The 11,131-nt window shown below is 70.2% G+C and carries 13 protein-coding genes; 7 read left to right on the forward strand and 6 right to left on the reverse strand.

Going from position 1 to position 11,131, the window contains the following annotated elements; all coding sequences use genetic code 11:
• Positions 1-174: 174 nt before the first annotated feature.
• Positions 175-498, reverse strand: a complete 324-nt coding sequence (locus H7I41_RS29485) for a hypothetical protein (RefSeq protein ID WP_264016203.1) — start codon at positions 496-498, stop codon at positions 175-177.
• Positions 499-649: 151 nt separating this feature from the next.
• Positions 650-1,039 (reverse strand): hypothetical protein, encoded by a 390-nt coding sequence (locus H7I41_RS29490; RefSeq protein ID WP_264016204.1) that lies wholly within the window; start codon positions 1,037-1,039, stop codon positions 650-652.
• 508 nt (positions 1,040-1,547) lie between these two features.
• Here H7I41_RS29490 and mihF point away from each other — a divergent pair.
• The 5 genes from mihF (at position 1,548) to metK (ending at position 5,514) form a co-directional block, all read left to right on the forward strand.
• Entirely contained in the window at positions 1,548-1,865 is a 318-nt protein-coding gene (mihF, locus tag H7I41_RS29495) for an integration host factor, actinobacterial type (protein WP_264016205.1), read from the forward strand.
• Positions 1,866-1,873: 8 nt separating this feature from the next.
• The gene (gmk, locus tag H7I41_RS29500; RefSeq protein ID WP_264016206.1) at positions 1,874-2,449 is read left to right on the forward strand and encodes a guanylate kinase; all 576 of its coding nucleotides are present in this window, start codon (positions 1,874-1,876) and stop codon (positions 2,447-2,449) included.
• 97 nt (positions 2,450-2,546) lie between these two features.
• Positions 2,547-2,870 (forward strand): DNA-directed RNA polymerase subunit omega, encoded by a 324-nt coding sequence (gene rpoZ / locus H7I41_RS29505; RefSeq protein WP_302916438.1) that lies wholly within the window; start codon positions 2,547-2,549, stop codon positions 2,868-2,870.
• Between the two features lie 47 nt (positions 2,871-2,917).
• Positions 2,918-4,174: a bifunctional phosphopantothenoylcysteine decarboxylase/phosphopantothenate--cysteine ligase CoaBC gene (coaBC, locus tag H7I41_RS29510; RefSeq protein ID WP_264016207.1), complete on the forward strand. Its 1,257-nt coding sequence runs from the start codon at positions 2,918-2,920 to the stop codon at positions 4,172-4,174.
• Between the two features lie 131 nt (positions 4,175-4,305).
• The gene (metK, locus tag H7I41_RS29515; RefSeq protein WP_264016208.1) at positions 4,306-5,514 is read left to right on the forward strand and encodes a methionine adenosyltransferase; all 1,209 of its coding nucleotides are present in this window, start codon (positions 4,306-4,308) and stop codon (positions 5,512-5,514) included.
• Here metK and H7I41_RS29520 read toward each other — a convergent pair.
• The 4 genes from H7I41_RS29520 to H7I41_RS29535 are packed head-to-tail and all read right to left on the reverse strand — an operon-like array spanning position 5,511 to position 9,315.
• Positions 5,511-6,998: a flavin-containing monooxygenase gene (locus H7I41_RS29520; protein ID WP_264016209.1), complete on the reverse strand. Its 1,488-nt coding sequence runs from the start codon at positions 6,996-6,998 to the stop codon at positions 5,511-5,513. The genes metK and H7I41_RS29520 overlap by 4 nt on opposite strands.
• A 39-nt stretch (positions 6,999-7,037) precedes the next feature.
• Positions 7,038-7,406, reverse strand: coding sequence for a YdeI/OmpD-associated family protein (locus tag H7I41_RS29525; RefSeq protein WP_264016210.1), 369 nt, complete (start codon positions 7,404-7,406; stop codon positions 7,038-7,040).
• On the reverse strand, positions 7,403-8,359 hold the full coding sequence (locus tag H7I41_RS29530; protein ID WP_264016211.1) for an alpha/beta hydrolase: 957 nt from the start codon (positions 8,357-8,359) through the stop codon (positions 7,403-7,405). Before H7I41_RS29530 ends, H7I41_RS29525 begins: the two co-directional genes overlap by 4 nt.
• A complete protein-coding gene (locus H7I41_RS29535) occupies positions 8,356-9,315 on the reverse strand; it encodes an alpha/beta hydrolase (protein WP_264016212.1) in 960 nt (319 codons plus the stop codon). The genes H7I41_RS29530 and H7I41_RS29535 overlap by 4 nt, the downstream gene beginning before the upstream one ends.
• Between H7I41_RS29535 and H7I41_RS29540 the strand changes: the two genes are divergently transcribed.
• Both H7I41_RS29540 and H7I41_RS29545 read left to right on the forward strand, forming a co-directional pair.
• Complete coding sequence (locus H7I41_RS29540; RefSeq protein ID WP_264016213.1) at positions 9,314-10,036, forward strand: lysoplasmalogenase; 723 nt, start codon at positions 9,314-9,316, stop codon at positions 10,034-10,036. The two genes, H7I41_RS29535 and H7I41_RS29540, sit on opposite strands and share 2 nt — an antisense overlap.
• Positions 10,037-10,090: 54 nt before the next feature.
• A partial coding sequence (locus H7I41_RS29545) for a primosomal protein N' family DNA-binding protein (protein ID WP_505011373.1) occupies positions 10,091-11,131 on the forward strand: 1,041 nt, incomplete at its 3' end.

Consider the following 11,131-nt stretch of genomic DNA (forward strand, 5'->3'; position numbering starts at 1 on the left):
CGCTGCCGGGCCAACTGCTGCCCGCGGTGTCGCTGCCGGGCCAACTGCTGCCCGCGGTGTCGCGCGAGGTCCTGCGCGCCGGGCCCACCGTGGCGGCGCTGCGGGCGGCCGCCGAACGGATGCGCGACGCGGTGGCATACCTGGCATAGCGGCCTGAGCGCCTGACCTCTGCCGCTACAGCGGAATCCAGGTGCCGAGGAACCAGAAACCCCATCCGTGACCGTTGCCTGCGGGCATCGGGGTGACCTGCTGGCCGCGCCAGTTGAACGGCCGGTGGTCGTTGCGGCCCTGGTCGACTCCTCGTCCCTGCCAATCGTTGGCGGCGGGCGCGGGTGCACGGTTGTCGCGCTGCTGACCGGGGCCGCACGCCTGCCCGTGCTGCGTGGCACACGGCTGCCCCGGCTGGGCGGACGCCGTACCGAGGCCGACGCCGAACACGCCGGCGACTCCGACTCCGGCGGCCAGGGTCGACGCGTAGATGGCTCGCTTGAAGGTCATCTCTGCCTCTCCACTTCTGCTCGGTGCGGCGCTGATTCGCCGCACGGGGCGACGCTACGAACAGTGGATGGGTGCGGCCTGTGTCCGGTCGAGGCGCCCGCTGTGCATCTGACGACGAGATGAGACCGTCTGCGCGACAGTCGTCATCGGGTCACAGCGGGATCCACAGTCCGAAGAACCAGAAGCCCCAGTTGCGGAACTCAGGGTTGAAGATCGGCGTCACCCAGCTGCCGCGGTAGTTGAACGGCTGGTGGTCGTAGCGCCCCTGGTCGATGCCGCGCCAGCCCTGGTCACGCGGCGGTGGTGGCGGAGCGTCCCACCGCGGCCCGCCGGGCCCATCCGGCCGTCCCGGACCACCCGGACCCCCGGGCCGTCCCGGCCCGTCGTGACCAGCCTGGGGACCGCCACCCGGGCCCCGGCAGTCGCCGGAACGGCAGGGCTGTCCGGGCTGTGCAACGGCCACGGCGGGCGTGGCGGCCAGGGCCGAGGCACCGATGACCACGGCGGTCACGGTCACGTAGGTCAGACGTCTGATGTCCATGTGAGCTTCTCTCCGAGGCAGTGGCACCTCTGGTGTGGGACCCCGACCCGCCCAAGCTAGTTAGCGAAGCTAGGTGTCGGCTGTCCCGAACGTGAGAGCGAGCTGGGCGCGCCGCACGACGTGGAAACTGACGCATCCGTCAGTGCAGCAACACGCCCGACACGCCACCACCTGGGAAAATTTCCCCAAATGCCGAGGTGACGGGTCGGCGGCCGGCCACCCGCACACGTCCCGGCCGCCGGTCTCGGTCGCGGTGACGCCGCAAAAAGCCCGGTTGTGCAGGCAAAACACGGTCGTCGCCGATGTGACGCGATTGCTGGGACGCGGTTCCCGCGCAGGTGGTCGTGCGCCGGCGGGCGTACTACAACCTGCGGTTTTGACGCCAGAACGCGGGGGTGGGGTTAGCGTTCGTCAGACTGCGTGGGTACGGTCGTCGTCGCTGGCTGGTTTGACCAGCCGAGACAAGTAAATGATGGCCCAAGTAATTGCCAGAGACGGAGGAACACCCGTGGCCCTTCCCCAGTTGACCGACGAACAGCGCGCGGCAGCGTTGGAGAAGGCTGCTGCCGCTCGTCGAGCGCGTGCCGAGCTCAAAGACCGGCTCAAGCGTGGCGGCACCAACCTCAAGCAGGTGCTCAAGGACGCCGAGACCGACGAGGTCTTGGGCAAGATGAAGGTTTCCGCGCTGCTCGAAGCTCTGCCGAAGGTCGGCAAGGTCAAGGCGCAGGAGATCATGACCGAACTCGAGATCGCTCCGACCCGCCGCCTGCGGGGACTCGGCGATCGTCAGCGCAAGGCTCTGCTCGAAAAGTTCGACCAGAACTAGGCGCCTCAGTGAGTCCCGGCCGAGGGGCCGGACGCGTCATCGTGCTGTCCGGCCCCTCAGCCGTCGGGAAATCCACCGTGGTCAGGTGTCTGCGCGAACGGATCCCCGAACTGCACTTCAGCGTCTCGGTGACCACCAGGGCTCCGCGTCCGGGTGAGGTCGACGGCGTCGACTACACATTCGTGTCGGCGGAGCGGTTCCAGCAGCTCATCGACACCGGCGCACTGCTCGAATGGGCCGACATCCACGGTGGCCTGCACCGTTCCGGCACGCCTCGGCAGCCCGTCGTCGACGCGACCGCGGCCGGTCTCCCCGTCCTGATCGAGGTCGATCTCGCCGGGGCGCGCGCCGTCAAACGTGCGATGCCCGAGGCGATCAGCGTGTTCCTCGCCCCGCCCAGCTGGGAGGCGCTCGAGCAGCGACTCGTCGGGCGGGGCACCGAAACCGCCGAGGTGATGGCCCGCCGGCTCGCCACCGCGCGCACCGAATTGGCCGCTCAGCAGGACTTCGACGAGGTCGTGGTCAACAGCCGATTGGAGTCGGCCTGCGCCGAATTGGTATCCTTGCTGGTGGGCACCGATTGACACCACGCGCCGACCGGTCCTGCTGGGCCGGTGCGAGCCGCCCCCAGGTCGCCGAACAGCCATCAAGCTTGATGCACACCGCCAGGAGAACTTTTACGTGAGCACCCCGCACGCCGACGCACAGCTGACCGCTGTGGACGACCGGTCCGTCGATTCGATCGCCGCCGGCTCCTACGACACGCCGTTGGGCATCACCAACCCGCCCATCGATGAACTGCTGAGTCGCGCGTCCAGCAAGTACGCCCTGGTGATCTACGCAGCCAAGCGTGCTCGCCAGATCAACGACTACTACAACCAGCTCGGCGACGGCATCCTCGAATACGTCGGCCCGCTCGTCGAGCCGGGACTGCAGGAGAAGCCGCTCTCGATCGCGATGCGCGAGATCCACGAAGACCTGCTCGAGCACACCGAGGGCGAGTAAGCGCCGGGTAGGCCAGTGATCAGCCTCGTGGGCGAGAAGCAGACGACGTGACGACGGATCGCAAGCGGATCATCGTCGGCGTCGCAGGAGGCATCGCCGCCTACAAGGCGTGCACGCTGATCCGCCAGCTGGCCGAGGCCGGCCATTCCGTGCGGGTGGTACCCACCGAGTCAGCCCTGCGGTTCGTGGGCGCCGCGACGTTCGAGGCGCTGTCGGGCAATCCGGTGCACACCGGGGTGTGGGACGACGTCCACGAGGTACCGCACGTCCGCTTCGGTCAGGAGGCCGACCTGGTGGTCGTCGCTCCCGCGACCGCCGACCTGCTGGCCCGCGCCGTCGCAGGCCGCGCCGACGACCTGCTCACCGCCACCCTGCTGACCGCGCGATGTCCGGTGCTGTTCGCGCCGGCCATGCACACCGAGATGTGGCTGCACCCGGCCACCGTGGACAACGTGGCCACGCTGCGCCGCCGCGGGGCCGTCGTCCTCGAGCCCGCATCGGGACGGCTCACGGGCGCGGACAGCGGCGCAGGACGACTGCCGGAGGCCGAGGAGATCGCCACTCTGGCCCAGCTGTTGCTGGCCCGTGGTGATGCGCTGCCCTACGACCTGGCCGGCGTCAAGGTCCTGGTGACCGCGGGCGGCACCCGCGAACCCATCGATCCGGTGCGGTTCATCGGCAACCGCAGCTCGGGCAAGCAGGGCTACGCGATGGCCCGCGTGCTGGCCCAGCGCGGCGCCGACGTGACGCTGATCGCCGGCAACACCGTGGGTCTGGTCGATCCGGCCGGAGTCGATGTCGAGCGCATCGGTTCGGCCGCTCAGCTCAAGGACGCGGTGTCCAAGCTCATGCCCGACGCCCACGTCCTCGTGATGGCCGCCGCTGTCGCCGACTTCCGGCCGACGCAGGTGCAGACCAGCAAGATCAAGAAGTCCGGCGACCCCGACGCCGCTACGCCGGTGATCGAACTCACCCGCACCGACGACGTGCTGGCCGGCGCGGTGCGCAGTCGCGCCGACGGTCAGCTGCCCAACATGCGGGCGATCGTCGGATTCGCCGCCGAAACCGGCGATGCCAACGGCGACGTGCTGTTCCACGCGAGGGCCAAGCTCGCGCGCAAGGGCTGCGACCTGCTGGTGGTGAACGCCGTCGGTGACAATCGGGCGTTCGAGGTGGAGGACAACGCCGGCTGGCTGCTCGCGTCCGACGGCACCGAGTCGGCGCTGGAACACGGTTCGAAGACGTTGATGGCCAGCCGTATCGTGGACGCGATCGTGGGGTTCCTGCACAGCAACGACGAGTGATCTTCAGCGCACGCGCACGTTGCGCGAAAGGGTTGCGCACAGGCGAGTGAAACGCTTGGGTGCAACAGGGCACGTACAAAATTTGATTGACTAAGTATCTCGAGAGAGCTCGAACGGAAGGATGCACCACCGTGAGCAAAGGACGGCTGTTCACCAGTGAATCGGTGACCGAGGGCCATCCCGACAAGATCTGCGACGCGATCAGCGACTCGGTGCTCGATGCGCTCATCGCCGCCGATCCGCGTTCGCGCGTCGCGGTGGAGACGCTCGTGACCACCGGTCAGGTGCATGTCGTGGGTGAGGTGACCACGTCGGCCAAGGAAGCGTTCGCCGACATCACCAACACCGTGCGGGCTCGCATCCTCGACATCGGTTACGACTCGTCCGAGAAGGGTTTCGACGGCACCACCTGCGGTGTCAACATCGGTATCGGCGCGCAGTCGCCCGACATCGCCCAGGGTGTCGACACCGCCCACGAGACGCGCGTCGAGGGTGCCGGTGATCCGCTGGACCTGCAGGGCGCCGGCGACCAGGGCCTGATGTTCGGCTACGCCATCAAGGACACGCCCGAGCTGATGCCGCTGCCGATCGCGCTGGCCCACCGGTTGGCCCGGCGGCTGACCGAGGTCCGCAAGAGCGGCGTGCTGGACTACCTGCGGCCCGACGGCAAGACCCAGGTGACCGTGCAGTACGACGGCACCACTCCGGTCCGGCTGGACACCGTCGTGCTGTCCACCCAGCATGCGGCGGGCATCGACCTGGACGGCACCCTGACCCCCGACATCCGGGAGAAGGTGGTCAACACCGTGCTGGCCGACCTCGCCCACGACACCATGGACACCTCCGACTTCCGGCTGCTGGTCAACCCGACCGGCAAGTTCGTGCTCGGCGGTCCGATGGGTGACGCCGGTCTGACCGGCCGCAAGATCATCGTCGACACCTACGGCGGCTGGGCCCGCCACGGTGGCGGCGCCTTCTCGGGCAAGGATCCGTCCAAGGTGGACCGCTCGGCGGCCTACGCGATGCGCTGGGTGGCCAAGAACGTCGTCGCCGCCGGTCTGGCGGAGCGTGTCGAGGTGCAGGTGGCCTACGCGATCGGCAAGGCCGCCCCGGTCGGACTGTTCGTCGAGACCTTCGGCACCGCGACGGTCGATCCGGACATCATCGAGAAGGCGATCACCGAGGTGTTCGACCTGCGTCCGGGCGCCATCGTGCGCGACCTGGACCTGCTGCGCCCGATCTACGCGAACACCGCCGCGTACGGCCACTTCGGCCGCACCGACATCGACCTGCCATGGGAGCGGCTCGACAAGGTCGACGCCCTGAAGAACGCCGTCTAGACCGCGCTACCGCTGAACGCGTAATCGTCCAGCGGGAACCGGCGGCTGCGCCAGGACGCCTCCAGCGTGGTCGCCGGCCGCAGCGGCACGTCGCCGTTCTTGTCGAAGTAGTAGCTGTTGGCCTTCTGGCAGCTGTCCTGCCAGAAGATCTGGCGGTGCCGCTTGCGCATCATCTCCGCGAAGTAGCGGTCGTTGGCCTCCTGCGTCACCTCGACGCGGCTGGCCTGCTCGTCGCGGGCACGCCGCAGGCACCGCACGATGTGGCGGGTCTGCGTCTCGATCAGCGCGAAGAACGACGAGCCGACATAGCCGTACGGCCCGCAGATGTTGAAGAAGTTGGGGAAGCCGGGCACGCTGACGCCCTCGTAGGCCTGCATCCGGTGCTCGCTCCAGAAGTCGGCGAGCGAGCGGCCACCGGTCCCGGTGATGGCGAATGTGCCTGAATCCACGTCCATCACCCGGAACCCGGTGGCGAGGATCAGCACGTCGGCGTCGTGGTGCTCACCGTCGGTGGTGGCCACCCCGGAGGGCGTCACCTTCGCGATCGGATCGGTCACCAGCCGCACGTTGTCCCGGTTGTAGGTGGACAGGTAGCTGTTGTGGAATCCGGGCCGCTTGCACCCGACGGCGTACTGCGGCGTCAGCTTCTCGCGCAGCACCGGATCTTTGACCTGCTTGCGCAGGTACGCCCGGCCGACCTTCTCCGCCCGGTGCGCGAGCGGGAAGACGCCGTGGTACTGCGCCGAGATCGGGAACGTCACCTCGACGAAGGCCTGGCTGAGCAGTCGCTGCACCGCACTGCCGCCGGGCAGCCGCATCAGTCCGCGCACCGGGGGCGGCAGCGGCACGTCGAACTTGGGGAAACACCAGATCGGGGTGCGCTGGAAGACGGTCAGCCGCTCGACCGCCGGCGCGATCTCTGGGATCACCTGAACCGCCGACGCGCCGGTGCCGATGATCGCCACCCGCTTACCGGTGAGGTCCTGACTGTGGTCCCAGCGCGCAGTGTGCAGCGTGAGGCCGGCGAAGGTGTCCACCCCGTCGATGTCGGGCGGCTTCGGCACGTTGAGGACGCCGGCCGCATTCACCAGGAACCGTGCGGTGACGGTGTCGCCCGCGTCGGTGGACAGCCGCCAGAGATTGTCCTGCTCGTCGAACGCGGCGCCGGTGACCTCGGTGTCGAACCGGATCTTGTCGCGGATGCCGTACTTCTCGACGCAGTGGTCGGCGTACGCCTTCAATTCGCGGCCCGGGGCGTATGTGCGCGACCAGTGCGGGCTCTGCTCGAACGAGAACTGGTAGGAGTAGGACGGGATGTCGACGCCGATACCGGGATAGGTGTTCCAGTACCAGGTGCCTCCGGCCTCGGCTCCAGCTTCGATGATGAGGTAGTCACCCATGCCGGCACGGTCGAGTTCTATCGCCGTGCCGATGCCGGAGAAGCCGGCGCCGACGATGACGGTCCGGTAGTCGGGTGCGGTCATGGCCCTCCTGTCGTCACCGTTGACGCGCATGCGCCCACGCTACCCGTGGCCCGCCGGCCACCGTCCGTCCGCTTTCGCCGCCTCGACCTGGCGCAGTCCGGCCTCGCGCATCCGCCCCGAGTCGATGAGGCGTTGCACTCGTTGCACATTCGATGCCGACCACGGGCTGCGTGACTTGCGCGGACTGAACCGCTGAATGCGCGACACGTCGTCGTACCTGCGGGCGAGGCTGTCGATCCAGCCGAAGCACAGCGCCACCTCCACCGCCTCGCCGTAGCTCATGCCCGGCTCGGGGGCGCTCTTGTTGTAGAGCCGCAGCCAGATCTCCGTCGCCGAATCGTGGTGGCGGGTCAGCCAGTCCTCCCACTCGCCGACGGTGCGGGCCTCGAGGACCTCGGGCTCGTTCATGCGCCGTGCAGGGCGGCGCGCAGCGCCGAGAGTCCCCGGTCGGTGGCCTCGGCGGCCGCGGGCACCACCGAGGCGAAGCTCACGTAACCGTGCACGAGCGCCGGCTCGTTGCGGAGCTCCACCGAAACCCCTGCGGTGCGGAGGTTTTCGGCGTAACGGGCGCCGTCGTCGCGCAGCGGATCGTGTTCGGCGGTGCCGATGAACGCCGGCGGCAGCTCGGACAGGTCGCCGAAGTTCGCCGGCGCCAAGGTCGGCGGCAGATTGGCCGGGTCGCTCATCACCGTCTCGGGCAGATACCACTGCAGGAACGCCTCGGCCATGTCGCGGTCGAGCACGGGGGCGTCGGCGTTCTGCACGAACGACGGCAGCGTCATGTCCCCGGTGGTGGGCGGGTACCACAGCAGCTGGAACACCAGCGGCGGGCCGCCCTGGTCGCGCGCCAGCTGCGCCAGCACGGCCGAGATGTTGGCGCCCGCCGAATCGCCGGCCACCGCGATCCGCGCCGGATCGCCGCCGAGTTCGGCGGCGTGTCCGCCGACCCAGCGCAGTGCCGCCCAGGAGTCGTCGATGCCCGCGGGCCACGGATGCTCCGGCGCCAGCCGGTAGTCGACGGACACCACGATCGCCTCCGCGCCGAGGGCATGGGCGCGCGCCACCCCGTCGTGGGTGTCCAGGTCGCCGAGGCACCAGCCGCCGCCGTGGAAGTAGACCACCACCGGCAACGGACCGGATGCCTCGACCGGCGGCCAGTAGATGCGAACCGGGACATCGGTGACGTCCCCGTACCCGACGGTCCGTTCCTCGATCCGCATGGGCGGCAGCGTTTCCGGCCGCGGCCTCACCTGCCGCATCCTCTCCCTGGCGACCTCGACGCCGTCGGCGGCCTCGAACTTCAACGGCACCAGGTCGAGCAGGGCACGCAGGGTCGGGTCGATGCCGCTGCGGTCGGTCATGGCCGCCCGCCGGCAAAGGCCGCGCGCAGCGCAGCCAGTCCGCGGTCCATCGACTCCGTCGCGGCGGGCACGATCCCGGCGTAGCCGAGGTACCCGTGCACCAATGTCTCGGCGTTGTGGATCTCGACCGGCACATCGGCGGCGGTGAGCAGTTCGGCGTAGCGGATGCCGTCGTCGCGCAGCGGGTCGTGGCCGGCGACGGCGATGTAGGCCGGCGGCAGCCCGCTCAGGTCGGCCGCGCGCGCAGGCACCAGCGTGGCCGGCGGATCCGCGAGATCCACGTCGCCGGCGTACCAGCGGGAGAAGGCCTTGGTCGCGGCGGTGTTGAGAATCGGGGCGTCGGCGTTCTCCCGGAACGACGGCAGCGACGAATCCCATGTGGTGGCGGGATACCACAGCAGCTGATGGCACAGCGCCGGTCCACCCGCGTCGCGGGCCAGCTGCGCGACCACTGCGGCGAGGTTGCCGCCCGCCGAGTCGCCTGCGACGGCCAGCCGGTCGCCGTCGGCGCCGAGCTCGCCAGCGTGTTCGGCGACCCATTGCGTTGCGGCCCAGACGTCTTCGACGGCGGCGGGGTAGGGATGCTCCGGGGCCAGCCGGTAGTCCACCGACACCACCACGGCGCCCGCGCCTGCGGCGTGCTGCCGGGCGGTGTTGTCGTAGGTGTCCAGATCGCCGACCACCCAGCCGCCGCCGTGCAGCCAGACCAGCACAGGCGGCGGTGCCGAACCCTCCTCGGCCGGCCAGTACACCCGGATCGGGATCGGCCCGCCGGGGCCGTCGATGGTGCGGTCCTCGACACGCAGCTCGGGCAGCACCGGCTTGCGGGGCAGGTCGCGGAACCGGCGGCGGGCGTCCTCCGGTCCGCCGTCGGTTGTCAACTGGAACGGCACCGCCTCCAGTACCTTCATCAGAATGGCGTCGACGGCCGGCTTCTCTCGCTCTTCACTACCCATGGACACGACGACACCGTACGCCCGCCGGATCCGCACACTGTGGCTGGCCGCGGCCGTCATCGGCGCCCTGTACGGGGTGTTCCTGCTCGTCACAGCGCTGCGGTTGCCCGCAGGGTCGGAGCTGACCGGGCAATTCGCGCTGCAACCGGCGGTGAAGGCGCTGCCGGCGGTCCTGCTCGCGGTGGCCGCCGCGGCCCACCCGATCGGCCGGGAGCGCCGCTGGCTGGTGCCTGCGCTGGTGTTCTCCGCTGCCGGTGACTTCCTGCTCGCGATGCCCTGGTGGGAACCGTCCTTCGTGCTCGGCCTCGCGGCGTTCCTCGTGGCGCACCTGTGCTTCCTGCTGGCGCTCCTGCCGCTCGTCTCGCGGTCGACGCCGAGGCTGGTCGCCGCGGCGGTCACGGTGGTGGCGTGCGCGGCGCTGCTGGTGTGGTTCTGGCCGTCGCTGACGGCGGACGGGATGGCGGTGCCGGTGACGCTCTACATCGCGGTGCTGGGCGCGATGGTGTGCGCGGCGCTGCTGGCCCGGCTGCCGACGCTGTGGACCGCGGTGGGCGCCGTGTGCTTCGCGGTGTCCGACGCCATGATCGGCATCGGCCGGTTCGTGCTGCGTTCGGAGGCCCTCGCCGTGCCGATCTGGTGGGCCTACGCGGCGTCGCTGCTGTTGATCACCGCCGGATTCTTCGCCGGCCGGACGTCGGCGCCGTCTGCTACACCGGCTTAGGTGAGCGACCCGAGGCTGCCCGCCGAGCACGAGCCCATCGCCAGGGTGGTGCCGATGCTGACGGTGCCGCACCTGGACCGTGACTTCGACTACCTGGTGACCGCCGAGCAGTCCGACGACGCCCAGCCCGGGGTGCGGGTGCGGGTGCGGTTCCACGGGCGTCTGGTCGACGCCTTCGTGCTGGAGCGCCGCTCGGACACCGACCACGCAGGCAAGCTCGGCCGCCTGGACCGGGTGGTGTCGGCCGAACCGGTGCTGACACCGGAGATCCGGCGCCTCGTCGACGCGGTCGCAGCGCGCTACGCCGGCACCCGCCCGGATGTGCTGCGGTTGGCGATCCCACCCCGGCACGCCCGGGTGGAACGCGAAAACCCCTCGCCCGTAAATGTTTTCGTGCGGCAGCCGCCCGATCCGGCGGGGTGGGCGCGCTACCAGCGCGGCGAACGTTTCCTGGCCGCGCTGGGGGAGAACCGTGCCGCCCGCGCGGTGTGGCAGGCGCTGCCCGGTGAACGGTGGGCCGACCGGTTCGCCGAGGCCGCCGCCGCGGCGCTGTGCGGCGGGCGCAGCGTGCTGGCGGTGGTGCCCGACCAGAAGGACGTCGACCTGCTGCACGAGGCCGTGGTGGCCCGCTGCGGCGCCGATGACACCGTGGCGCTGGCCGCGGGTCTCGGCCCGGCCGCGCGGTACCGGCGGTGGCTGGCCGTGTTGCGTGGCCGTGCCCGGGTGGTGATCGGCACGCGCAGTGCGGTGTTCGCGCCGGTGCACGACCTCGGGCTGGTGCTGGTGTGGGACGACGGCGACGACTCGCTGTCCGAGCCGCGGGCCCCGTATTCGCACGCCAGGGAGGTCGCCATGCTGCGCGCCCACCAATTGCGTTGCGCGGCGGTCATCGGCGGCTGGACGCGCACCGCCGAGGCGCAGGCGCTGGTGCGGTCCGGCTGGGCCCACGACCTGGTGGCGGCGCGGCCCGTGGTGCGGTCGTGTTCGCCGCGGGTGGTGGGGCTCGAGGACGGCGGCTACGCCGAGGAACGCGATCCCGCCGCCCGCTCCGCCCGCCTGCCCTCGGTGGCGTTGCGCGCCGCACGCGCCGCGCTC

Source organism: [Mycobacterium] manitobense, from assembly GCF_025821665.1.
GTDB lineage: Bacteria > Actinomycetota > Actinomycetes > Mycobacteriales > Mycobacteriaceae > Mycobacterium > Mycobacterium arseniciresistens.

Excerpts from the sequence above, each read along its gene's own strand:
- H7I41_RS29535 (WP_264016212.1), bottom strand. The coding sequence starts at position 9,315 with ATGGGTAGTGAAGAGCGAGAGAAGCCGGCCGTCGACGCCATTCTGATG.
- H7I41_RS29525 (WP_264016210.1), bottom strand. The coding sequence starts at position 7,406 with ATGAACGAGCCCGAGGTCCTCGAGGCCCGCACCGTCGGCGAGTGGGAG.
- H7I41_RS29520 (WP_264016209.1), bottom strand. The coding sequence starts at position 6,998 with ATGACCGCACCCGACTACCGGACCGTCATCGTCGGCGCCGGCTTCTCC.
- H7I41_RS29540 (WP_264016213.1), top strand. The coding sequence starts at position 9,314 with ATGGACACGACGACACCGTACGCCCGCCGGATCCGCACACTGTGGCTG.
- H7I41_RS29490 (WP_264016204.1), bottom strand. The coding sequence starts at position 1,039 with ATGGACATCAGACGTCTGACCTACGTGACCGTGACCGCCGTGGTCATC.
- H7I41_RS29485 (WP_264016203.1), bottom strand. The coding sequence starts at position 498 with ATGACCTTCAAGCGAGCCATCTACGCGTCGACCCTGGCCGCCGGAGTC.
- H7I41_RS29530 (WP_264016211.1), bottom strand. The coding sequence starts at position 8,359 with ATGACCGACCGCAGCGGCATCGACCCGACCCTGCGTGCCCTGCTCGAC.